The 21,547-nt window shown below is 66.8% G+C and carries 25 protein-coding genes; 15 read left to right on the plus strand and 10 right to left on the minus strand.

Going from position 1 to position 21,547, the window contains the following annotated elements:
• Positions 1–23: 23 nt before the first annotated feature.
• Both Q8S38_RS10600 and Q8S38_RS10605 read right to left on the minus strand, forming a co-directional pair.
• On the minus strand, positions 24–851 hold the full coding sequence (locus tag Q8S38_RS10600) for an OmpA/MotB family protein (protein WP_305680380.1): 828 nt from the start codon (positions 849–851) through the stop codon (positions 24–26).
• Positions 852–854: 3 nt separating this feature from the next.
• On the minus strand, positions 855–1,622 hold the full coding sequence (locus Q8S38_RS10605) for a motility protein A (protein ID WP_305680381.1): 768 nt from the start codon (positions 1,620–1,622) through the stop codon (positions 855–857).
• A 145-nt stretch (positions 1,623–1,767) separates the two neighbouring features.
• Between Q8S38_RS10605 and Q8S38_RS10610 the strand changes: the two genes are divergently transcribed.
• A complete protein-coding gene (locus Q8S38_RS10610; protein WP_305680382.1) occupies positions 1,768–3,582 on the plus strand; it encodes a glucan ABC transporter ATP-binding protein/ permease in 1,815 nt (604 codons plus the stop codon).
• 119 nt (positions 3,583–3,701) lie between these two features.
• Positions 3,702–4,835 (plus strand): calcium:cation antiporter, encoded by a 1,134-nt coding sequence (locus tag Q8S38_RS10615; protein ID WP_305680383.1) that lies wholly within the window; start codon positions 3,702–3,704, stop codon positions 4,833–4,835.
• A gap of 21 nt (positions 4,836–4,856) precedes the next feature.
• On the opposite strand, the gene flgI is transcribed toward Q8S38_RS10615, so the two are convergent.
• The 7 genes from flgI to Q8S38_RS10650 all read right to left on the minus strand — a co-directional run bounded on the left by flgI (position 4,857) and on the right by Q8S38_RS10650 (position 9,265).
• Positions 4,857–5,975 (minus strand): flagellar basal body P-ring protein FlgI, encoded by a 1,119-nt coding sequence (flgI, locus tag Q8S38_RS10620; RefSeq protein ID WP_305680384.1) that lies wholly within the window; start codon positions 5,973–5,975, stop codon positions 4,857–4,859.
• Positions 5,975–6,439 (minus strand): flagellar basal body P-ring formation chaperone FlgA, encoded by a 465-nt coding sequence (flgA, locus tag Q8S38_RS10625; RefSeq protein WP_305680385.1) that lies wholly within the window; start codon positions 6,437–6,439, stop codon positions 5,975–5,977. Before flgA ends, flgI begins: the two co-directional genes overlap by 1 nt.
• A gap of 13 nt (positions 6,440–6,452) precedes the next feature.
• Positions 6,453–7,241 (minus strand): flagellar basal-body rod protein FlgG, encoded by a 789-nt coding sequence (flgG, locus tag Q8S38_RS10630; protein WP_305680386.1) that lies wholly within the window; start codon positions 7,239–7,241, stop codon positions 6,453–6,455.
• A gap of 12 nt (positions 7,242–7,253) precedes the next feature.
• A complete protein-coding gene (locus tag Q8S38_RS10635; protein ID WP_305680387.1) occupies positions 7,254–7,592 on the minus strand; it encodes a flagellar hook-basal body complex protein FliE in 339 nt (112 codons plus the stop codon).
• Complete coding sequence (gene flgC / locus Q8S38_RS10640) at positions 7,592–8,011, minus strand: flagellar basal body rod protein FlgC (protein ID WP_305680388.1); 420 nt, start codon at positions 8,009–8,011, stop codon at positions 7,592–7,594. Before flgC ends, Q8S38_RS10635 begins: the two co-directional genes overlap by 1 nt.
• 55 nt (positions 8,012–8,066) lie before the next feature.
• Complete coding sequence (gene flgB, locus Q8S38_RS10645) at positions 8,067–8,447, minus strand: flagellar basal body rod protein FlgB (RefSeq protein ID WP_305680389.1); 381 nt, start codon at positions 8,445–8,447, stop codon at positions 8,067–8,069.
• 143 nt (positions 8,448–8,590) lie between these two features.
• Positions 8,591–9,265, minus strand: coding sequence for a response regulator transcription factor (locus tag Q8S38_RS10650; RefSeq protein ID WP_305680390.1), 675 nt, complete (start codon positions 9,263–9,265; stop codon positions 8,591–8,593).
• Between the two features lie 424 nt (positions 9,266–9,689).
• Here Q8S38_RS10650 and Q8S38_RS10655 point away from each other — a divergent pair, with 424 nt between their 5' ends.
• The 13 genes from Q8S38_RS10655 (at position 9,690) to Q8S38_RS10715 (ending at position 20,092) form a co-directional block, all read left to right on the plus strand.
• Complete coding sequence (locus Q8S38_RS10655) at positions 9,690–10,946, plus strand: flagellar hook protein FlgE (RefSeq protein ID WP_305680391.1); 1,257 nt, start codon at positions 9,690–9,692, stop codon at positions 10,944–10,946.
• A 31-nt stretch (positions 10,947–10,977) separates the two neighbouring features.
• Positions 10,978–12,459: a flagellar hook-associated protein FlgK gene (gene flgK / locus Q8S38_RS10660; protein WP_305680392.1), complete on the plus strand. Its 1,482-nt coding sequence runs from the start codon at positions 10,978–10,980 to the stop codon at positions 12,457–12,459.
• 4 nt (positions 12,460–12,463) lie between these two features.
• Positions 12,464–13,516, plus strand: a complete 1,053-nt coding sequence (locus tag Q8S38_RS10665) for a flagellar hook-associated family protein (protein ID WP_305680393.1) — start codon at positions 12,464–12,466, stop codon at positions 13,514–13,516.
• Between the two features lie 123 nt (positions 13,517–13,639).
• Positions 13,640–13,987 (plus strand): flagellar biosynthesis regulator FlaF, encoded by a 348-nt coding sequence (gene flaF, locus Q8S38_RS10670; protein ID WP_305680394.1) that lies wholly within the window; start codon positions 13,640–13,642, stop codon positions 13,985–13,987.
• Between the two features lie 20 nt (positions 13,988–14,007).
• On the plus strand, positions 14,008–14,472 hold the full coding sequence (gene flbT / locus Q8S38_RS10675) for a flagellar biosynthesis repressor FlbT (protein ID WP_305680395.1): 465 nt from the start codon (positions 14,008–14,010) through the stop codon (positions 14,470–14,472).
• 66 nt (positions 14,473–14,538) lie between these two features.
• Positions 14,539–14,808: a flagellar hook capping FlgD N-terminal domain-containing protein gene (locus Q8S38_RS10680; RefSeq protein WP_305680396.1), complete on the plus strand. Its 270-nt coding sequence runs from the start codon at positions 14,539–14,541 to the stop codon at positions 14,806–14,808.
• Positions 14,809–14,818: 10 nt separating this feature from the next.
• Entirely contained in the window at positions 14,819–15,085 is a 267-nt protein-coding gene (locus Q8S38_RS10685) for a flagellar biosynthetic protein FliQ (RefSeq protein ID WP_305680397.1), read from the plus strand.
• Positions 15,086–15,137: 52 nt separating this feature from the next.
• On the plus strand, positions 15,138–17,252 hold the full coding sequence (gene flhA / locus Q8S38_RS10690; protein WP_305680398.1) for a flagellar biosynthesis protein FlhA: 2,115 nt from the start codon (positions 15,138–15,140) through the stop codon (positions 17,250–17,252).
• Entirely contained in the window at positions 17,249–18,001 is a 753-nt protein-coding gene (gene fliR, locus Q8S38_RS10695; protein WP_305680399.1) for a flagellar biosynthesis protein FliR, read from the plus strand. Before flhA ends, fliR begins: the two co-directional genes overlap by 4 nt.
• 6 nt (positions 18,002–18,007) lie before the next feature.
• The gene (locus Q8S38_RS10700) at positions 18,008–18,406 is read left to right on the plus strand and encodes a hypothetical protein (RefSeq protein ID WP_305680400.1); all 399 of its coding nucleotides are present in this window, start codon (positions 18,008–18,010) and stop codon (positions 18,404–18,406) included.
• A gap of 100 nt (positions 18,407–18,506) precedes the next feature.
• Entirely contained in the window at positions 18,507–19,148 is a 642-nt protein-coding gene (locus Q8S38_RS10705; RefSeq protein ID WP_305680401.1) for a rod-binding protein, read from the plus strand.
• Positions 19,149–19,154: 6 nt separating this feature from the next.
• A complete protein-coding gene (locus tag Q8S38_RS10710; protein ID WP_305680402.1) occupies positions 19,155–19,640 on the plus strand; it encodes a hypothetical protein in 486 nt (161 codons plus the stop codon).
• Positions 19,637–20,092, plus strand: a complete 456-nt coding sequence (locus tag Q8S38_RS10715) for a hypothetical protein (protein ID WP_305680403.1) — start codon at positions 19,637–19,639, stop codon at positions 20,090–20,092. The genes Q8S38_RS10710 and Q8S38_RS10715 overlap by 4 nt, the downstream gene beginning before the upstream one ends.
• 129 nt (positions 20,093–20,221) lie before the next feature.
• Here Q8S38_RS10715 and fliI read toward each other — a convergent pair whose 3' ends face one another.
• Positions 20,222–21,544, minus strand: a complete 1,323-nt coding sequence (gene fliI, locus Q8S38_RS10720) for a flagellar protein export ATPase FliI (RefSeq protein WP_305680404.1) — start codon at positions 21,542–21,544, stop codon at positions 20,222–20,224.
• Between the last annotated feature and the right edge of the window lie 3 nt (positions 21,545–21,547).

A 21,547-nucleotide genomic window follows, 5' to 3' on the forward strand; every position in this document is an offset into this window, starting at 1 on the left:
TGAACAGGCAAGGCAGCGCCTGTTCAGGGCTTCAGGGCGTCGGGCAAGGGCGGAGCGTCGGCCTTGAGGGTCAGGGAGATCCGCCGGTTCACCGCGAGATAGGGGTTGTCCTTGATCATCGGTTCGTTGCTGCCCTTGCCGGTCACCGACTCGAAGCGCTCGTCGGGGATTCCGGCATTGGCCAGCATGTCGCGCACGGCCATGGCCCGCCCGACCGACAGGGGCCACTGGTCGCGCTCGCCGGGATGGCCTGGGCGGGCCGAGGCGGTGTGGCCGGAGATGATGATCTTGTTGGGCATGCGCCGGAGCGTCGGTGCGACCGCCTGCATGAGCAGGCGCACGCGCTCGTTGGGCTGGACCGCATTCTCAGCGAACATCGAGCGGCCTTCCAGATCGACGAGCTGGATGTTCAGGCTGTCATCCGTGACGTTGATGATGATGTTGGTCGCCAGTTCGGCGATCTCGGGCATGGCGCGCAGGGCCTGGCGCAGCGAGGCGGCGGCGCTGGTGAAAACGCGGGCGGTCTCGGGAGAGGCCGGGGTCGGGTCGCTCTGGCTCATGTCCTGCGGTGTTGTCAGATCTGACGGCGAATCCGAGATCACGGGATCGACATGCTTGATCGTCGTTCGTTTTGGCTGCCCGTCGAGTTCGATGATGCCGGAATATCGGATTTCCTTCTGGGTGCCGAAAGCCTCGCGCATCGAGCCGGCGATGACCTGCATCTTCACCTTGTCCTGCGTCGAATAGGCCGCCAGCATGACGAAGAAGGCGAGAATCGCGGCCAGCAGATCCGCGAATGTCGTCATCCAGGCCGGTGCCCCGGCAACGGCAGGGGGCTTCCTGCGCGCCATGGCTCAGGCCTCCGCGAAGGCGGCGCGGTGATGGTCGGGCAGGTAGGCCACCAGCATCTCCTTGACCAGCGTCGAGCTCTTGTTGTCGCGGATCTGCAAGACGCCATCGATGATGATGTTACGGATCACCTCCTCGGCCTCGAGCTTGACCGCGAGCTTGTCGGCCAGCGGCAAGGCGAACAGGTTGGAAATCACCGCGCCGTAGAGCGTCGTCAGCAGGGCGACCGCCATGGCGCCGCCGAGCTTGGACGGGTCGGACATGTTGGCGAACATCATGATCATGCCGAGGATGGTGCCGATCATGCCCCAGGCCGGCGCCGCGTCGCCGATGGCGCGATAGACCTTGGCGCCGGCATCGAGGCGCATCAGGAAACTGTCGCGGTCCCGTTCCATCGTGTTGACGATGAAATCCTTGTCGTAGCCGTCGGCGAGATAACGCACGCCCTGCGCCAGGAACGGCTCCGAGACGGTCACGTTCTCGAGCGCGGTCACGCCCTGCTTGCGGGCGGTGTCGGCGAGCTGCGTGATCTCGTCGATGATGCTGCGCGGGGTCGAGGTCTTGTTGGTGAAGGCGTAGCGCGCGCCCATCGGGAGGCCGGCGAGCATCACGGCAAGAGGATAGCGGATCATCGTGCCGGCGATGGTGCCGCCGAGGACCATGACGATCGACAGCGAATCGAGGAACATCCCCGCGCCGCCGCCCGACAGCGCGACGATGGCGACAATCGTGCCGACGCCCAGCACGATTCCCAGGCTTGTCGCGATGTCCATAACTTTACGCCCTCAACGCAACTGGCGCACAGCGCTTCCGGCTGCCCCCTCGAAATTTCTATGCCCGGCCCTTTGAAGGAAGGGTTAAGGATAAGGCTGACGCTTCGTCCTGCCGGGCGGGGCGGCGGTGTTCCAGGATCTCTCGATGTCATTGTTTGCGATTTATGCACGCGTTCTCGGCGAACTCGGCCCGGAGAAGCGGCTCGGTATCGTGCTGGCGCTCGCCAACGTGCTTCTGGCGGCGGCGTCCTTCGCAGAACCGATGCTGTTTGGCGCGCTGATCGACAAGTTGTCGAATGTGCAAGGGGCCGGGCAGAAGCTCAGCTGGGCCGATATCAGCCCGCTGATCCTGGCCTGGGTCGGCTTCGGCCTGTTCACCATCGCCGCCTCGGTCTTCGTCTCGCTGCATTCCGACCGGTTGGCGCATCGGCGCCGGCTGGCGGTGATGGCGAACTACTTCGAGCACGCGCTGACCCTGCCGCTGGCCTATCACACGCAGACCCATTCCGGCCGGGTGCTCAAGGTCATGCTCGACGGCACCAGCGGGATGTGGGCCCTGTGGCTGTCGTTTTTCCGCGAGCACTGCGCCAGCCTGGTCGCGCTGTTCATCCTGCTCCCGTTCACGCTCTGGAAGAACTGGCAGCTGGGCCTGCTGCTGATCTCGCTCGTGGTCCTCTTCGGCACGCTGACGGCCTATGTGCTGCGCAAGACCGACAAGCTGCAGAGCAGCGTCGAGGCCTACCACTCCAATCTCGCCGAACGCGCCTCGGATGCGCTCGGCAACGTGCCGGTGATCCAGAGCTTCACGCGCATCGAGGCCGAGGTCCGCGGCCTGCGCTCGACCATCGCCAGCCTGCTCGAGGCGCAGCTGCCGGTCCTGTCCTGGTGGGCGATCGCGACGGTCGCGACGCGCGCCTCGGCAACGCTGACGGTGCTGGCGATCTTCGTCGTCGGCGCCTGGCTCCTGATGCAGGGGCTGACCACGGTGGGCGAGATCGTCACCTTCATGGGCTTCGCCACCATGCTGGTCGGCCGGCTCGAGCAGATCGTCGCCTTCGTCAACTTCATCTTCATGCAGGCGCCGAAGATGCGGGAGTTCTTCGAGGTGCTGGACACGCTGCCGGCGGTGCGCGACCTGCCGAGCGCGCCCGATGCGGGGCGCCTCTCGGGCGCGGTCGCCTTCGAGGACGTCTCCTTCTCCTATGACGGCAAGCGCACCGCGGTGCGCGACGTCTCCTTTTCGGTGTCGCCGGGCGAGACCATCGCCATCGTCGGCTCCACCGGCTCCGGCAAATCGACGACGCTGGGGCTTCTGCACCGCGCCTTCGATCCGCAATCGGGCAAGATCACGGTCGATGGGCAGGACATCCGCGAGATCTCGCTTCTGTCGCTGCGCCGCAATATCGGCGTCGTCTTCCAGGAGCCGATGCTGTTTGCGCGCTCGATCCGCGAGAACCTCAGCGTCGGCAAGCCCGATGCCACGGAAGCGGAGATGATGGAGGCGCTCGACCGCGCGCAGGCGACCGAGGTGATGGCGCGCCAGACCGACGGGCTCGATACCCTGGTCGGCGAACGCGGCCGCACGCTCTCGGGCGGTGAACGCCAGCGTCTTTCGATCGCGCGTGCGCTTTTGAAGAACCCGCCGATCCTGATCCTCGACGAGGCGACGTCGGCGCTCGACGCCGCGACCGAGGTCAAGCTGCAGAAGGCGCTGGAGGAGGTAATGAAGGGCCGCACCACCTTCGTCATCGCCCACCGACTGGCGACGATCCGCAATGCCGATCGCATTCTCGTCTTCGAGCAGGGGCAGGTGATCGAGATGGGGTCCTTCGACGAACTCGTCGCCAAGGGCGGCCGCTTCGAGGCTCTGGCGCGCGCGCAGTATCTCGTCACCGACAAGGCCGCGGCTCTGGCGGAAGAGGCGGCCAGCCCCCTGGCGCGCACCATCGCCGTCGACTGAGGTTTTGCACCGGGCGCACCGAACTTGTCGGCTGCCGGCGCGTTGATCCGCCAGAGACTGCTTCGCGCGGCCGGTTTCTTGACGCCTTCTTTCCCCTTTTTCCACCTGTGAGCGCCATTGTGAACGCTGCGATCCTTCGTCTCGCCTGCGCCTGGGGAACCGTGGCCGCCTTCCTGTCGGTGGGAGACGTTCTGCTCGGCCAGCTCGGCGCGCCGCTGGCGTCGCTTGCGCTCTTCGTCTGGCTGCTTGGCATCATCATCTGGTCGGCCTTCGGGGTGGTTCACGAGGCCGACATCCTGGCGGTCAGGCTGGGCGAGCCCTTCGGCACGCTGATCCTGACGCTGTCGATCGTGATCATCGAGGTCGCGCTGATCTCGGCGGTCATGCTGGGCGCCAAGGGCGCGCCGACATTGGGCCGCGACACGATGTTCGCCGTGCTGATGATCGTGCTCAACGGCGTCGTCGGCATAGGGCTCATCATCGGCGGCCGGCAGCATTTTGCCCAGAGCTACAACCTGAAGGGCGCATCATCCTATCTCGCCGTCATCATCCCGCTGACCGTGATCCCGCTGGTGCTGCCGAATTTCACGACATCGACCGCCAACGGCACGCTGACGACGCTGCAATCGATCTCGTTCTCGCTGTTCACACTGGCGCTCTACGGGGCCTTCCTCGTGCTCCAGACCGGGCGGCACCGCAGCTTCTTCCAGGAGCCGACCGGCGACCATGCGCCCCCGGCCCGCACCGCGTCGCGCGAACAGCTGGCCGACGGCGGCCTGCCCGCGCATCTCGACCCCGGCGGCAGCAATGCCGGGCGCGTCGCACTGCTGCTCGCCAACATCCTGCCCATCGTGATCCTAGCCAAGAGCCTCGCGAGCGTTCTCGATTTCGGCATCATCCAGCTCGGCGCGCCGGTCGCGCTCGGTGGCATCCTGATCGCGCTCGTGGTTTTTACCCCGGAATGCATCGCCGCCTTGCGCGCGATCAGCGCCAACCAGCTCCAGCGCGCGATCAATCTCTGCCTGGGCGCGGCCGCCTCGACACTGGGCCTGACCGTGCCCGCCGTGCTGGCGATCGGCCTGTTCACGGGACAGGAGGTCGTGCTCGGCCTGTCCAACGCCAACATGGTCATCCTGGCGATGACGCTGCTGCTGTCGACACTGACCTTCACCGGGACGCGCACGACGATGCTGGAGGGCGCCGTGCATCTCTCGGTGTTCTTCGTGTTCGTGGTGCTCGTGTTCAGCCCATAGCCGCAAGGCCGTCCGCGGCCGCTACTGCACGACGAGGTCGGCCTGCAGCGCCCCCGCGGTCTTGATCGCCTGCAGGATCGCGATGATTCCGGCAGGCTTCAGGCCGATCTGGTTGAGGCCGCGCACCAGCGTGTGCAGGTTGGCGCCGTTGATGATCGCGAGCCGGCCATTGCCCTGCTGCGTCTCGATCTGCGTGCGCGGCACCACCACGGTCTGCCCCCCGCTCAGCGGCTCGGGCTGCGAGACCATCGGCGTCTCGGTGACGCGCACCGTCAGATTGCCATGCGTCACGGCGACCGTGGAGATCTTGACGTCGCGGCCGATCACCACCGTGCCGGTGCGCTCGTCGACCACGACGCGGGCCGGCGAATCCGGCTCCAGCGTCAGCCGCTCGATCTCGGCGATGAAGCGAGCCGTCGACATGTTGGCCGGCCGCGTCAGGCTGATCGTGCGATGATCGAGCGCAAACGCCACGGTCGATTTGTAGCGCTCGCGGGTGAAGCTGTTGATCGCGTTCGCGACACGCTCGGCCGTGACGAAATCGGGGTTGCGCAGTTCCAGCGAGAGCACATGCAGGTTAGAGAGCTGGTCGGCGATCTGCCGCTCGACCAGCGCGCCGCCCGGTATCCGCGCCGCGGTCGAGACGCCCTGCGTCACCCGTTCCGCCTCGCCTTGAACATTGAAGCCCGAGACGTTGAGCCGCCCCTGCGCCAGCGCATAGGTCTGCCCGTCTGCCGCCAGAAGCGAGGTCACGACCAGCGTGCCGCCGAGCAGCGAGGTCGCGTCGCCCATCGAGGCGACCGAGACGTCGATACGGCTGCCCCGCCCGGCGAAGGGCGGCAGATCGGCCGTCACGATCACCGCCGCGACATTGCGCGTGCGCAGCGCCGAATTGCGGACATTGACACCCAGCCGGTCGAGCATCGACTGCAGCGCTTGGCCCGTGAAGGGCGAATTGCGGATGCTGTCCCCCGTGCCCTGCAGGCCGATGACGAGGCCGTAGCCGACGAGCTGGTTGTCGCGCACGCCCTGCAGGCCGGCGATATCCTTGATCCGCACCGAGGCCTGGGCCGGCGCGACACATTGAAACGCCAGCGCCAGCGCGCACAGCAAAGCGAGCAGTCGCGAGGTCGGCGCCATCACTCGCTCCCGACGCGGATGGTGCCGTCGGCCTGGACGACGCCGATGACGACGAGCCCGGTATCGGGATTGCGCGCCTTGACCATCTCGTTGACCGAGGCCGAGGCCATCGGCTCGACGATGCCGGTGATCACGAGATCGCTCTCGCGGAAGACCACCTGCGTCGGCACGCCGCGCCTGACCACCTTTGGGTCGTCGACCGCATTCAGCGGGATCGGCTGGCCCGGCAGCAACGTCCGCCGCGTCACCTTGCCGACCACCGCGAGTCGGTTGTCGATCGACACCCGCGCCGCGACCCGGAAGGCCCGGTCGACGAGATGCGCGTCGGTGATGACATCGCCCGGATAGAGCGTCACCGCCGGAACCGGCAGCATGACGCCCTCCGGCGCAGCCCGGGCCGGGCCGATGGCGACGAGCCCGAGGCAGGCGGCGAGCACGAGGGAGCGGACCGGCAAAAGGGCCATGATGGGGATGTCCTCAGCGGATGCCGTTGGAGACGGTGCCGGCCATCTGGTCGGCGGCCGTGATGACCTTGGCGTTCATTTCATAGGCGCGCTGCGCCGCGATCAGAGCGGTGATCTCCTTCACCGGATCGACGTTCGACGCCTCGAGATAGCCCTGGCGCAGCTTGCCGAAGCCGATCGCCGTGGGGTTGCCGTCCGTCGCCTGCCCCGAGGCCACCGTCTCGCGATAGAGATTGCCGCCGAGCGGCTCGAGGCCGGCATCGTTGGCGAAGTTGGCGAGCGTGATCTGGCCGAGCTGGCGCGGCTGGACCTCGCCGGGGATCTTGGCGAGCACGAGGCCGGATTCATTGACGGTCACGTCGACCGCATCGGCCGGGACCCGGATCACCGGATCGAGCAGATAGCCATCGGCGGTGACGATGTCGCCATCGGCATTGGTGTTGAACGTGCCGGCGCGGGCATAGAGCGTCTCGCCCTCGGGCGCCGTGACCTTGAACCAGCCGCGCCCGTCGATCGCGAGGTCGAGCCGGTTGCCGGTCTGCGTCATCGCGCCCTGGATGTGCAGGTTGCGGATCGCTGCCGCCCGCACGCCCAGGCCGAGCGATGCACCTTCGGGAATCGAGCCGTCGCCGCCGCGATTGGGCACGCCGCGCGAACGCTCGGTCTGGTAGAGCAGATCGGTGAACTCCGGCCGCGCCCGCTTGAACGAGGTGGTGTTGATGTTGGAGATGTTGTTGGCGATGACTTCGACATTGAGCTGCTGGGCGCTCATGCCGGTGGCCGCGATGGCGAGAACTTTCATGGCGATGCGTCCTCAAACCTGCATCTGGACGAATTGCTGATAGGCAGCGACGACCTTGTCGCGCATCGCCATGGCGAGCTGCAGCGACTGCTCGGCCGACATCACCGCCTGGACCACGTCCTGAACCGCGGCCTTGCCCTGGACGCCGGCAACCGCCTGGGCCTCGCCCTGCGCCAGATTGTCGACGAAGTTCTGGGCGACGCCGGCAAACACGGAGCCGAAATCGGCTCCGGGCTGGGCGGACGCCGCCTCGACGCCCGCGCCTGGCCGGGCCCCGGTGGCACCGAGCCCCTGCAGCCCCTGGGTGAGATGACTCGCGGCGGGCGCGAGAGCGGAGATCGCGTTGAGCATCAGCCGTTCCTCAAAAGATCGATGGTCATGGATTGCATCGAGCGCGCCTGCTTGATCATCTGCAGGTTGGCCTCGTAGGAGCGGTTGGCCTCGCGCATGTCGGCCATTTCGAGCAGCAGCGAGACATTGGGCATCTTGACGTAGCCCTTGTCGTCGGCGGCCGGATGGCTCGGCTCGAACTCGACGCGGAAGGGCGCCTTGTCGACGCCGACGCCCTTGATCTTCACCAGGGAGACGCCCGCAGCCCGGTTCATCGCGCTCTCGAAGGTCACCGTCTTGCGGCGATAGGGATCGGCGCCGCGCGTGGTGCCGGTCGACTGGGCGTTGGCCAGGTTCTCGGAGACGACGCGCACCCGCGTCGACTGGGCCTGCAGCCCGGCACCGGCGATTTTCATCGAAGCATTCAGAGGATCGATCATGATTTTTACTCACCCAAGGCAAGATTTCGACACGTGATTGCTTGCGCGAGGCTGATCAGCCCCGGATCGCGGTCATCATCATGCGGTGGAAACTTTTCACGATGTTCGTCGTGAACGCGTAATGGCGGCTGATCTCGCCGGCCTTGAGCATCTCCTGCTCCAGGCTGACCGAATTGCCGGAATGGACGGTCGACCAGCTGTCGGATTTGCGCGGCCGCGCCGTCAGTGCTTCGGCCGGCGTCGAGGTCATGTGGTTGGGCGCGGTGGCGGCGACCGAAAGCGTGGTTTTGCGGACGATCGCCTCGAAAGGCTCGACATCGACGGCCGTGTAGCGCGGCGTGTTGGCATTCGCGATGTTCTGCGAAACCGCGTTCTGTCGAACGGCGAGCCAATGCGATTGCTTGGCTGCGAGATCGAAGAGATGTACTGGCTCCACTTGAAGCCTCCATAGTAGTTGCTAGGCAACACTAGGAGGATTGACTTGCGTGAAGCTGTCGTCGGCAATTGCAGCGATGGTGCTGCGGGCGAGACCGGTCTCGGGCGCAGGGCGCCCCCGGCCGGGCGGCCGGGGTGGAAGCATCAGGAGATGGTGTAGCCGAGATAGCGCTTCGAATCGATCGGATCGTAGCCGAGCTTGGTCCGCAGCTTCTTGCGCAGCTTGCTGACATGGCTTTCGACGACAGCCTCGTCGACCTCGTCGTCGAACAGCCCGTAGACCGCGTTGAACACCTGGGTCTTGGTGACCCAGCGGCCGCGGTGGCGCATCAGGAACTCCAGAATGCGGCGCTCGCGACGCGGCAGCGCCATCAGCTCGCCGGCCACCTCGGGGTCGCTGCCGTCGAAATGGACCTTGATCTCCCCGACCGTTACCTCGTCGTCGCTCGAGCGGCGCTTCTCGGAACGGCGTTGCATCGCATTGACCCGCGCCAGGATCTCGCGGACATGCACCGGCTTGCGGACCACGTCGTCGACGCCGGCGGCGAAGAGCTCCAGTGTCTTTTCGAGCGAGGACGCCTCGTTCATCGCGATCACCGGCGCCTGCGAGCGGCGGCGGATCATCGTCGGGAAGGTCGAGCGCTCGGCGCAGTCGCCGATCAGGAACGCCTCGACCGTGCTGAGATGATCAGCGGGGGTGTCCTCGACCCATTCCTGAAAGCGCGACGGAGTAAAACCGATCGCCGGAACGCCCTCGCCGGTAAACAGGTTCTGGTACCCTTCGGTCACCAAAACCCGATCGTCGATCACGATGTACATGGATACCCCCCGGCATTGGAAGCGTTCCACCTCGCATGAGTTGGAAGCACTTTGACGCTATGGAAGGTTTCATGAAGGGTCAATGCATGATTGATGCAATGCGACATCAGGAGAAACACTGCGGAAACTTGGTTTAAAGACCGGTATACGGATTTATTTGAATCAATTAACTTCTTGTTAACGCTGAAACAGGAGCCTTATACATGACCCAGCGTCATGCGATCGTCGCTCCCTCCGGGGGCCGCCACGGCGGCGCCTCCAGCCGTGCAGCGTATCGCCTATAGTATAATGAGTGCGTCGCAGGCCCAACGCGCGATCGTGTCGATGAATATTTACGTCAATCTTTATGCATCCAGCATCGACAGCTCCACGCAAGCAAAACTCGATCAGATGAGGATCGAAAGCTTCGCTTGGAGATGAGCAGATGAGCATTTTTGGCATTATGCGGACCGGCGTCTCGGGCATGGCTGCCCAGGGCAGCAAGCTGGGCGCGGTCAGCGACAACATCGCCAATGTGAATACGGTCGGGTACAAGCGCGCCTCGACCGAGTTTTCATCGCTGATCTCGGAAGGCAACCACAGCGAATACAACTCGGGCGGCGTCGAGACCACGACCCGCTATGCGATCTCCGATGAGGGCCTGATCATGGGCTCGACCTCGAAGACGGACCTCGCCATCAAGGGCAACGGCTTCTTCGTCGTCACCGATGCGGGCGGAACGCCCTACATGACCCGCGCCGGCGCGTTCGTGAAGAACGGCAGCCAGGAGCTGGTCAATTCGGCCGGTTTCTACCTGATGGGCTACCCGATCGAGAACGGCGACCCCACCGTCATCGCCAACAGCCTCGACGGGCTGGAGCGCATCAACCTCGCCAATGTCGCCTATGAGGCCAACCCCACCGTCAGCGGCACGCTGAAAGGGGTGCTCGATTCCAATGCGACAGTGATCGCGCCGGGCAACCTGCCCTCCGACAACGTCGCCGGCAGCACCTATTCGAGCAAGGCCTCGATCGTCTCCTACGACAACCTCGGCAACAAGAAGTTCCTCGACGTCTACATGGCCAAGACCGGCACCGGGCCCGACACCTGGCAGGCCGTCGTCTTCGACCAGGCGACAGCGACCGCCGGCGGCTTTCCCTACACCGCGGCGCCGCTCGCCAACGTCGCGCTGGCCTTCGGCCCGACGGGCCAGCTCACCACGGCGCCGGCGAATTTCACCGTCGCCATTCCCGGCGGCGCCACCGCGACGATCGACTTCAGCCAGGTCTCGCAGGTCGCGACCGGCGAGACCGCGCTCGAACTCGCCGTCGACGGCAACGCACCGAGCGCGGTCGAGAGCGTGGACATCGCCAATGACGGCACCGTCTACGCCGTCTTCGAGAACGGCGCCCGCCGCGCCACCTATCGCATCCCGCTCGCCACGGTGCCCAGCGTCGATCAGCTGACGCCGCAATCGGGCAATGTCTATTCCGTCAACAACATGTCGGGTGACGTGATCGTCGGCTTTCCCGAAAGCGGCAGCTTCGGCTCGATCCGCTCCGGCGCGCTCGAGCAGTCCAATGTCGACCTCGCCACCGAACTGACCGCGATGATCGAGTCGCAGCGCAGCTACACGGCGAATTCGAAAGTCTTCCAGACCGGCTCGGAAATCCTCGACGTCCTGGTCAACCTGAAGCGCTGAGCGCGACCGAAAGCGAGACGAGGACGATTCCATGAGCTTGTCATCGGCCCTAAACGTGGCGCAGTCCTCCCTGACCGCGACCTCGACGCAGACCTCCGTGCTGTCGCGCAACGTCGCCGGCGCCGACGATCCCCACTACAACCGCAAGGCCGGCACGCTGGTCACGACCTATGGCGGGGCGGTCAGGATCGCCTCGATCAGCCGCGCCGTGGATTCGGTGCTGTTTGCCGCCAAGCTCGGCGCGACCGCCACGACATCGGCACAGCAGGCCGTCGTCGATGCGCTCGATCAGCTCGAGGCGACGGTGGACGACCCCGAGCTCGACCAGTCGCTGGCGGCCAAGCTCGGCGACCTGACCAATGCCCTGCAGCAATACGGCGTGACGCCGGACGATCCGCTTCTGGCGCAGAACGTCCTGACCAAGGCGACCGAACTGGTCCGCAGCCTCAACGAGGCAAGCGGGACCGTCCGCACGGTGCGCCAGCAGGCGGACGCCGACATGGCGCTCGGCGTCGCGCGCGTGAACAGCCTCCTCGTCGAGTTCGAGGCGGCCAACAAGGCGATCGTCAAGGGCAGCCAGTCGGGCGCCGACGTCACCGACCAGCTCGACACGCGCGACCGCATCCTCTCCCAGCTTTCGGAGGAAATGGGTATCAGCGTCGCCACGCGCCCCAACAACGACATGGTGATCTACACCGATGGCGGGGTGACGCTGTTCGAGACCGTGCCGCGCAGCGTCTCGATGGCGCAAAGCTTCGCGCTGGGTGCCGGGACCGCAGGCAACGCCGTCTATGTCGATGGCGTGCCGGTCACCGGGCCCAACGCGATCATGCCGATCAAGTCGGGCCAGATCTACGGCTCCTCCATCGTCCGCGACGAGATCACCGTCACCTATCAAAGCCAGCTCGACGAGATCGCGCGCGGCCTCGTCGAGGTCTTCGCCGAGAGCGACCAGACCGGCGTGGGCCCCGACCAGGCAGGCCTGTTCACCTATGGCCCGCCGCCGGGCCCCGCCGCCATTCCCGCCACCGGCGTCATGGTGGCCGGCCTTGCCGGCGCGATCCGCGTCAACGCCAATGCCGACCCGTCACAGGGCGGCGATCTCGACCGGCTGCGGGACGGCGGCATCTCCGACCCGCTCGACCCGGACTACACCTATAACGGCACCGGCGCGGCCGGCTTCCCCGACCGCATCCAGGGGCTGCTGACGGCGCTCGGCACCGGCCGCACCTTCGATCCCGTCACGGGAGCCGACCCGACCGATACCCTCGTCGGCTTCGCCGGGTCGTCCGTCGGCTGGCTGGAGGCGCAGCGCCAGACCTCGACGCAGACGCTCGGCTACGAAACCGCGCTGCTGCAGCGCACGACGGCGGCGCTGTCGAACGTCACCGGCGTCGACATCAACGAGGAGATGACGCTGATGATGGAGCTGGAGCGCTCCTTCAACGCCTCGTCCACGCTGATCTCGACCATCGACAGAATGCTCGAAGCGCTGCTTCAGGCCGTGAGGTGAGACCATGAAGACAAGCTTCATTTCCAACTATTCGCTCTCGGGCACCTTGCGCAACGCCGTCGCGAAAGCCCGCGACAGCCTGGCCGACGCCACCAAGGAATCGACCACGATGCGCCATGCCGATATCGGGCTGACGCTCGGCGGCAGCACCGGCAAGACGGTCGGCCTGCGCGACCAGTACAACCGGCTCAACGGCATCGTCGACACCAACGGGCTCGTCGCATCCCGGCTCGAAGTCTCGCAGAAGGCGCTCGACGGCATGCGCGAGACGGCCGAGCAGTTCCTGGCCACGCTGATCAGCGTGCGCGACGGCGACAAGGGGGCCGACGTGCTGAAATCAGAGGCCAAGAACAACCTCCAGGCGCTGACCGCCTCGCTCAACGCCTCCTCCAGCGGCCAGTTCCTGTTCGCCGGCATCAACACCCAGCAGCGCCCGGTGACCGACTATTTCGCCACCCCGGCCCCGGGCAACAAGGCCGCGATCGACGCAGCCTTCGCCGGCTATTTCGGCTTCGCCCAGAATGCGCCGGCCGCCGCCAACATCACCCAGGCCGACATGACGACCTTCCTCCAGACGGTCCTGCCGACGGAGTTCGCCGACCCCGCCTGGGGCGCCAACTGGTCCTCCGCGCTCGACCAGAACATGACCAGCCGGATCTCGCTGAGCGAAGTCGTCGAAGTCTCGACCAACGCCAACACCCAGTCGATGCGCGACCTCGCCGCGGCCTATACGATGGCCTTCGATCTCGGCATCGAGAACCTCAACACCAATGCCTTCCGCGCGGTGGTGGATGCCAGCATCGAGAGCGTCAACAAGGCCATCCTCGGCATCACCGCGACGCAGGCCCAGCTCGGCGCGATCGAGGAGCGGGTCAAGGTCTCGAGCGAGCGACTGACAATCCAGCGCGACATCGTCACCAAGCAGATCCAGGCCTTCGAGAACGTCGATCCCTACGAGGCCAATGTCCGTGTCACCGACCTGACGACGCAGCTCGACACCGCCTACGCGCTCACCGTCAGGATCCAGCAGCTGAACATCCTAAAGTTCATGAGCTGACCCCGCCCCCGGCCGGTGCGGCCGGGGGGCCCTCGCCGCACGCTCTCGATCCGCCGCCCGGCCACCGGCCGGGGCGATCGGAGGAGCATGACCGCCTTGCCTGAACCAGCCCGGAGACGCCTCATGTATCAAAGCTCCTATGCGGCCGCCGTCGAGGATGATTTCGCCCTCGCACGCGCCAATGAATGGCGCGCGCTCGACCGGGCCGTCATCCTGCTCGAGCAGGCCCGCCCGACCGGCTCCGCCTCGCCGCAGACGATCGAGGCCGTGACCTTCCTGCGCCGGCTCTGGACCTTCCTGATCGAGGATCTGGCCAGCGCCGAGAACGCCCTGCCAGAGGCGCTGCGCGCCTCCCTGATCTCGATCGGGATGTTCGCCCTGCGCCAGGGCGAGGCGCTGCGCCTCGGCCAGTCGGAGGATTTCGAGTCGGTCATCGACGTCAACAAGATGATCCGCGACAGCCTGGCCTGAAACCAAGGACGAGCATGACGATGAACCTCTCCCTGCGCGCCAACGAGAAGATCTACATCAACGGGGCGATCCTCAAATTCGATCGCAAGGTCAGCCTCGAGCTGATGAACGACGCGACCTTCCTGCTCGAAACCCATGTCATCCAGCCCGACGAGACGACGACGCCGCTGCGGCAGCTCTACTTCGTCGTCCAGACCATGCTGATCGACCCCAGGAATGCCGGCGCCGCCCGGCTGCTGTTCGATCGCATGCTGTTGACCACGGCCTGCATCTTCGAGGACGCCGCGGTTCTGGCCGGACTTCAGAGCATCGACCGGCTGATCGCCGAGGACCGCTCTTTCGAGGCGCTCAAGCAGTTGCGGGCGCTCTACCCGATGGAAGCCGCCATCCTCGCAAGCTCCGGGCAGGCTCCGCAGCCTAGGCTCGACCCGTCGATCCCGGGCAGGGCGTTCGTCGACACGCGGCTCGAAACCCAATTCGCTTGAGAGCATCGCACCCAGCCGCGAAGCCCTGCCGAAGAGCGGCAGGAACCCAACCTTGCAGAGGCGATCATGGACGTATCCAGCATCCAGAGCACCACGACGAGCACGGCCTCGGGTTCGACGAGCGCCAAGAACGCGATGGGCGACTACAACACCTTCCTCCAGCTCCTGATCGCCCAGGCCAAGAACCAGGACCCGACCAACCCGACCGACCCGGCGCAATATGTCCAGCAATTCGCCGCGCTCTCGCAGGTCGAGCAGTCGGTCACGGCCAATGCCAAGCTCGACCAGATCATCGCCGGCCTCGCCGCGCTGAAGCCGGCCGCGACGCAGGCTTGAGGGCACGACGATGAACGAGGCCGACGCCCTGGACATGATGCGCGACGCCGTCTGGGCGATCATCGTCGGCGCCGGACCCGCGGTGGTCGCGGCCATGGTCATCGGCATCGCGATCGCCCTGATGCAGGCCCTGACCCAGGTGCAGGAGGCGACGCTGACCTTCGTGCCCAAGATCGTGGTGATCCTGGTCGTGATGGCGACGACCGGCGCCTTCACCGGCGCCCAGGTCTTCGCCTTCACCGAGCGCGTCTACGGCCGAATCGAGCGCGGTTTCTAGAGCCCGCCTGACCCAACGATACCCATCTCCGACGACAGGACACCGGCTCAGCATGGCGACGCCAAACCTCATCACCGGCAAGCCGGCGGCAAAGGCGGCGGGCCAAACCGAGCCGCCGGCGAGCCTCCGCGACATCGCCTTCGCCATCGGCATCGTCGGCATCCTGTCGATCCTGTTCCTGCCGATTCCGGCGTTCCTGATCGATCTCGGCATCGCCTTCTCGATCGCCTTGTCAGTGCTGATCCTGATGGTCGCGCTCTGGATCAAAAAGCCGCTCGAATTCTCGTCCTTTCCGACCATCCTGCTCGTCGCGACGATGCTGCGGCTGGCCCTCAACATCGCCACGACCCGGGTCATCCTCTCGCATGGCAATGAGGGCTCGCATGCGGCGGGCTACATCATCGACGGCTTCGCCCGCTTCGTCATCGCCGGCGACTTCGTCATCGGGCTGATCGTCTTCATCATCCTGGTGACGGTGAACTTCATCGTCATCACCAAGGGCGCGACCCGCATCGCCGAGGTCGGCGCGCGCTTCACGCTCGACGCGATTCCCGGCAAGCAGATGGCGATCGATGCCGATCTCTCGGCCGGGCTGATTGATGCGCCCGAGGCGCAGCGCCGCCGCCACGAGCTGGAGGAGGAAAGCTCCTTCTTCGGCGCCATGGACGGCGCCTCGAAATTCGTCCGCGGCGACGCCATCGCCGGCCTGATCATCACCGCGGTCAACATCCTCGGCGGCATCATCATCGGCGTCACCCGCCACGGCCTGTCGCTGTCGCAATCGGCCGACGTCTTCGTCAAGCTCGCGGTCGGCGATGGTCTCGTCACCCAGATCCCGGCGCTGATCGTCTCGCTCGCGGCGGGCCTGCTCGTCTCCAAGGGCGGCACGCGCGGCACCGCCGAACAGGCCATTGTCGGCCAGCTCGGGCATTATCCGCGCGCGCTCTTCGTCGCCGCCTTGCTGATGGTGATCCTGGCGCTGGTGCCGGGCCTGCCGCTCCTGCCCTTCGCGCTGCTCGGCGGGCTGATGGCCTTCGTCGGCTACACCATCCCCAAGCGCATCGCCGAGCGCGCCGCCGCCGCGGAGGAAATCCGCGCCATGGAGGCGGAAGAGACCGCCCGCGAAAGCCAGGACACGATCAAGGAGTCGCTCCGGACCGCCGAGATTGAACTCAGCCTCGGCAAGCAGATCGCCGCCGAGATGCTGACCTCGCACAGCGAGCTTGCCCATCGCGTCGGCAAGATGCGCAAGAAATTCGCGCAGCAATACGGTTTCGTCGTGCCGGAGATCAAACTCTCCGACAGCCTGCGGCTGCCACCCAAGACCTATGAGTTCCGCATCCACGGCACCGTCGCCGCCACCGGCGAGATGCGCCCCGGGAGCATGCTGGTCGTCGTCGGCGATGGCCGCCTGCCCGATCTGCCGGGCGAGGAGGTCCGCGAGCCGGCCTTCGGCGTCAAGGCGATGTGGGTGTCCGAGAGCTACGCCAACGAGGTCAAGCGCGAGGGCATGCAGCCGGTCGACCGGCTCTCGGTGCTGCTGACCCATCTCAGCGAGACGATCCGCAAGAATCTCGGCCAGCTTTTGTCCTACAAGGACATGCGCGCGCTGCTCGACCGGCTCGGACCCGAATACAAGAAGCTGCTCGACGAGATCTGCCCGGCGCATATGTCGCTGTCGAGCCTGCAGGCGGTGCTGCGCCTGCTGCTGGCCGAGCGCGTCTCGATCCGCAACCTGCATCTGATCCTCGAGGTCATCGCCGAGATCGCGCCGCATGTCCGCCGCGCCGAGCAGATCGCCGAGCATGTCCGCATGCGCATGGCCCAGCAGATCTGCGGCGACCTGACCGAGGGCGGCGTGCTCAACATGCTGCGGCTGGGCAACCGCTGGGACCTCGCCTTCCATGAGAGCCTGCGCCGCGACGCCAAGGGCGAGGTCGTCGAGTTCGACATCGACCCGCGTCTGATCGAGGAGTTCGCCACGGAGGCGACGACGGCGATCCGCGCCCGCATGGACCAGGGCCAGAGCTTCGTGCTCGTCACCAGCCCCGATGCACGCCCATACGTCCGCATGATCGTCGAGCGCATCTTCCCGGCGCTGCCGGTCCTCTCCCATGTCGAGATCGCACGCGGGCTGGAGGTCAACCTGCTGGGCACGATCTCGTGACGCCGTTCACGCCCGACACGCTGCTGCACGCCTTCCTGATCTTCTGCCGCATCGGCGCCTGCCTGATGCTGATGCCCGGCCTGTCGAGCCCGCGCGTGCCCGTCCGGTTTCGGCTCTTCATCGCGGTCGGGGTCACGCTGGCGCTGTCGCCCTTCGTGCTGCCGGCCTTCGCAGGTTTCTCGGAACCCGGCCCTGCCACGCTGCTGCGGATCATCCTCGCCGAGACGATGACGGGCGCGTTGATCGGGCTGATGGCGCGCTTCTTCTTCCTGGCCTTGCAGACCATCGCCACCGCGATGGCGACGGCGGCGGGGCTCGGCCAGTTGCCGGGACTGCCGATCGACGAGGCGGAGGCCTCGGCCCCCTTCGTCACGCTGATCACCATGACCGCAGCGACACTGATGTTCGTCACCAACCAGCATGCCGAGGTCATCCGCGCGCTCGCCGGCTCCTATACGCGCATTGCGCCAGGCACCGGCTTCGAGGCCCAGGCCGGGCTGATCCAGATTGCCGACCGGGCCTCGGAAACCTTCTATCTGGCGCTGCGCATCGGCAGCCCCTTCATGATCTACGCGGTGGTGGTCAACCTGGCGATCGGGCTGATGAACAAGCTGACGCCGCAGATCCCGGTCTATTTCATCTCGCTGCCCTTCGTCATCGCGGGCGGCCTCTTCCTTTTGTATTTCTCCGGCCCCGAGGCGCTGAAGCTGTTCATCGCCGGCTTCTCGGCCTGGCTCATCCGCGGCTGACGCGCCATGCAAGCCAGGCGGCTGAAGGCGATCGAGCGGATGCTGTCGATCCAGTCGCGCATCCGCAAGCTCGCCGAATGGCGCCAGAAGGCGATCGAACTGCAGGCCGCGGCCGCCCGCGACGAAAGCCGCGCGCTGGTCGCCTCGCTGAACGGCGACGGCCCCACCGCCGGGCTCTTCGCCGACATGACGGCCAAGCGCCTGCACCGCGTCGGCGTCTCGATCTGGGCGTTCGAAGCCGCCGCCGCCGCCCAGGCGAAACAGGTTCTGGCCGAGACGGGGCGCGAAAAACGCACGGCCCGGCTCGCCGACCATGTCCGCAAGATCAAGCTGCGCACCGACCAGGACGGCGCGCTGGTCGAGATCATGGATGCGCGCGAGGGCCAACGGGCGGCGAAGCTCTGAGAGCCCTCAGCGGCCAACCGCACAGCCTCGCCCGCAAGCCTGAAACAAGCCTGATCCGGCAGGATCATCCCAGATCGTGCAACGACCCTGGAAGGTGACAATGGCGATTTCTCCCCCGTCGGATATCGTTCTCGACGTCGCGCGCGCCGCCGATCCCGCCCGCCTGCAGGTGGCCTTCGACAGGCTTCAGCGGCTGGGATCGGGCGTCGCCGGCACACAGTTCGCCGCCGCCGTCGACGAGGCTGCCCCCACCGGGTCCATCCCCGGCCTGGCCGGCGCGCGCGACAAATTCGCCAGTCTTGCGCCGGCAAAGCTGGACACGGCCGCCGGCGCCGTGCCGTCGAAGAGCGCGAAGACGCTTCAGCAGTTCGAGGCGCAGGTGATCTCCACCTTCATCGAGCAGATGATGCCCGAGGCCACAGCCAATACTTTCGGCAGCGGCACGGCGGGCGGCGTCTGGCGCTCGATGCTGTCCGAGCAGATCGCCAACCAGATCGCCAAGGCAGGCGGGCTCGGCATCCGTGAAAAGGTCGAGGCCGCCATCGCCGCCCGCACCAACTCCGGCGCGCCGGCCGCGCCCGACAGCGCAGTCGCCGCCGCCCGCAAGCTGCTCGACAGCAAGATCGCCGGCGCCAATGCGCGCGACCTCGCCATTCCGCTCAGCGTCGAACAGCGCTTCCTCGACCTGACCAAGCCTGCCGCCGCCGGCGGCGTGGTCCGCTCCAACTTCAGACAGGCTTGAACGATCATGAGCGAGCATCACGACACCCAAGGCACGGCCTTGGCGCAGCCCTCGACCTTGCCGGCGCTCCTCGCAGCCCTTGAAGGCGAACCTGTGCGCGAGCCGCAGGCGCCGAGCGGCGCCTCGCGGGCGATGTGGGCCGTCCTCGACCGCCTCGAACAGGCGCTCGACCATGAAACGGCGGAGCTGATGGCGCTCCGCAGCGCCGATTTCAACCGCCTGAACGAGATCAAGAGCCGGCTGCTGCTCGATGCCAGCCGCGCCATGCGGGCGATGCGCGACGAGGTCGATGACGGCCGCCTGATCGCGCGCCTGTCCTCGCTGCGGCTGAAGCTGGAGCATAACCGCATGGCGATCGGCATGCATCTCGAGGCCGTCCGGGAGATCGCCTCGGCGATGACCAGCACGCTGATCGACGCCGAATCCGACGGCACATACCATGCGACCTCCCGCATCGCGGCTGCGGCGGGCGCCAAGGCCCGGGCCTCGTGACGACGGCCCGGCTCCTCGTGCTCGGCGCCTGGGTCTGCGGTGTCACGCTGCTCTCGGGCCATCTCGCCCTGACCTGGCGCGCCGAAGTGCCGCCGGCCTCGGAAGCCCCGTTCTTCGAGGGCCTCGAGTATGAGGAGACCGCGCTGATCCATGTCCCGATCATCGCCCATGGCGACGTGCAGGGCTATGTCGCCGCCCAGTTCGTCTTCACAGCCGATGCCCGCACGCTCCGCCAGATGACGGTGAAGCCGCACGCCTACGTCCGCGACGAAGCGCTGCGCGCGATCTATTCCAACACCCAGGTCGATTTCGCGCGGCTGGAACGCGTCGACATCGACGCCCTGCTCAAGACGGTGAAGACCGGCGTCAACGCCCGCCTCGGCGGCGAGCTGGTCAAGGACGTGCTGGTCAAGGAATTCAACTACGTCCGCAAGGACCAGCTGCGGGGCTGAGACCCACGGCGCTCACCGTCATTGCGAGCGCAGCGAAGCAATCCAGAAGGGCTCGCTCCACGTCCCCTGGATTGCTTCGCTGCGCTCGCAATGACGGTGACGACCAAAGCGACGGTGTGCGCCTGCCCCTCATCCCTGCAGCGTGGTCGCCAGATCCTTGAAGGCGTCGGCGCTGAGCGCGGCGCTCATCTCCTGGTGCAGGGCCTCGTAGATCTTCGGCACCAGCACGATCGCCTTGTCGAGCTCGGCGTCGGCGCCGGCCTGGTAGCCGCCCATCAGGCGCAGATCGCGGGTGTCCTCGAAGCGGGCGATCAGCGCCTTCATCCGCGAGGCCAGCCCGCGCTGCTCGGGCGTCCAGACATGATGGGCCAGGCGCGAGACCGAGCCCAGCACGTTCACCGCCGGATAGCGGCCCTGATCGGCGATCGCCCGGTCGAGCACGAGATGCCCGTCGAGCGTGCCGCGGATCGAATCCGCGACCGGGTCGTTGTGGTCGTCGCCGTCGATCAGCACGGAGAAGATGCCGGTGATCGTGCCGGTGCCCTCGACGCCGGGGCCGGCGCGCTCGAGCAGCTTCGGCAAGGTGCTGAAGACGCTCGGCGTGTAGCCGCGCGCGACCGCGGGCTCGCCGGCCGCCAGCGCGACGTCGCGCGCCGCATGGGCGAGGCGTGTGACCGAGTCGATGATCAGCAGCACATCCTCGCCCTGGTCGCGGAAATACTCGGCCACCGCCATCGCGGTGTTGGGCGCCAGACGCCGCATCATCGCGCTCTCGTCGCTGGTCGAGACGACCGCGACGGCCTGCGCGCGCATGGCGCCCAGCGTGTCGTCGAGGAATTCGCGCACCTCGCGGCCGCGCTCGCCGACAAGCCCGATGACGATCGTCGTGAAGCCCGGCGCCCGCGCCAGCATCGAGAGCAGGCTCGACTTGCCGACGCCGGAGCCGGCGAAGACGCCGATGCGCTGTCCGGCGCAAAGCGGCGTGAACAGATCGACGACCTTGACGCCGGTGCGGATCGGCCGCGTCACCCGCGCCCGCTTCATCGCCTCCGGCGGCGGGCCCTCGGCCGGCATCGCGACCTCCCCCGGCAGCAGCGGCCCGCCCTCGTCGATCGGCTCGCCGAAGGCATTGATCACGCGCCCCTTCCAGCTCTGGGCCGGGCGCAGGCTCAACGGCCCCGCGACGCTGGCACGCGCGCCGAGGCCGACGCCGACCGTGGTCGCGAACGGCTTCACCAGCACGCCCTCGCGATCGATCCGGATCGCCTCGCCCAGCTCCTCCCGGCCATTGGTCGAGAGCGCGATGCGCTCGCCCAGCCGCACGAAGCGCGACAGGCCGCGCACCCGCAGCGCCGCCGGCGTGACCTCGCTGACGCTGCCGCTGACCTGGACCAGCTCCTGGGGCTGGGGGCCGCCCGCGAGCGCATGTTCGAGACGTCTCAGCGCGTTCATCGC

This window comes from Allobosea sp. (assembly GCF_030695125.1).
Taxonomy (GTDB): domain Bacteria; phylum Pseudomonadota; class Alphaproteobacteria; order Rhizobiales; family Beijerinckiaceae; genus Allobosea.

Bases quoted from the DNA above. Each gene is read 5' to 3' on its own strand.
- Q8S38_RS10635 (WP_305680387.1), bottom strand. From the start codon at position 7,592: ATGCTCAACGCGATCTCCGCTCTCGCGCCCGCCGCGAGTCATCTCACC.
- Q8S38_RS10610 (WP_305680382.1), top strand. From the start codon at position 1,768: ATGTCATTGTTTGCGATTTATGCACGCGTTCTCGGCGAACTCGGCCCG.
- Q8S38_RS10665 (WP_305680393.1), top strand. From the start codon at position 12,464: ATGAAGACAAGCTTCATTTCCAACTATTCGCTCTCGGGCACCTTGCGC.
- flhA (WP_305680398.1), top strand. From the start codon at position 15,138: ATGGCGACGCCAAACCTCATCACCGGCAAGCCGGCGGCAAAGGCGGCG.
- flaF (WP_305680394.1), top strand. From the start codon at position 13,640: ATGTATCAAAGCTCCTATGCGGCCGCCGTCGAGGATGATTTCGCCCTC.
- flgG (WP_305680386.1), bottom strand. From the start codon at position 7,241: ATGAAAGTTCTCGCCATCGCGGCCACCGGCATGAGCGCCCAGCAGCTC.
- flgK (WP_305680392.1), top strand. From the start codon at position 10,978: ATGAGCTTGTCATCGGCCCTAAACGTGGCGCAGTCCTCCCTGACCGCG.
- Q8S38_RS10600 (WP_305680380.1), bottom strand. From the start codon at position 851: ATGGCGCGCAGGAAGCCCCCTGCCGTTGCCGGGGCACCGGCCTGGATG.
- flbT (WP_305680395.1), top strand. From the start codon at position 14,008: ATGAACCTCTCCCTGCGCGCCAACGAGAAGATCTACATCAACGGGGCG.
- Q8S38_RS10685 (WP_305680397.1), top strand. From the start codon at position 14,819: ATGAACGAGGCCGACGCCCTGGACATGATGCGCGACGCCGTCTGGGCG.
- flgA (WP_305680385.1), bottom strand. From the start codon at position 6,439: ATGGCCCTTTTGCCGGTCCGCTCCCTCGTGCTCGCCGCCTGCCTCGGG.
- Q8S38_RS10605 (WP_305680381.1), bottom strand. From the start codon at position 1,622: ATGGACATCGCGACAAGCCTGGGAATCGTGCTGGGCGTCGGCACGATT.
- Q8S38_RS10650 (WP_305680390.1), bottom strand. From the start codon at position 9,265: ATGTACATCGTGATCGACGATCGGGTTTTGGTGACCGAAGGGTACCAG.
- Q8S38_RS10655 (WP_305680391.1), top strand. From the start codon at position 9,690: ATGAGCATTTTTGGCATTATGCGGACCGGCGTCTCGGGCATGGCTGCC.
- Q8S38_RS10705 (WP_305680401.1), top strand. From the start codon at position 18,507: ATGGCGATTTCTCCCCCGTCGGATATCGTTCTCGACGTCGCGCGCGCC.
- Q8S38_RS10710 (WP_305680402.1), top strand. From the start codon at position 19,155: ATGAGCGAGCATCACGACACCCAAGGCACGGCCTTGGCGCAGCCCTCG.
- flgI (WP_305680384.1), bottom strand. From the start codon at position 5,975: ATGGCGCCGACCTCGCGACTGCTCGCTTTGCTGTGCGCGCTGGCGCTG.
- Q8S38_RS10700 (WP_305680400.1), top strand. From the start codon at position 18,008: ATGCAAGCCAGGCGGCTGAAGGCGATCGAGCGGATGCTGTCGATCCAG.
- flgC (WP_305680388.1), bottom strand. From the start codon at position 8,011: ATGATCGATCCTCTGAATGCTTCGATGAAAATCGCCGGTGCCGGGCTG.
- Q8S38_RS10680 (WP_305680396.1), top strand. From the start codon at position 14,539: ATGGACGTATCCAGCATCCAGAGCACCACGACGAGCACGGCCTCGGGT.
- fliI (WP_305680404.1), bottom strand. From the start codon at position 21,544: ATGAACGCGCTGAGACGTCTCGAACATGCGCTCGCGGGCGGCCCCCAG.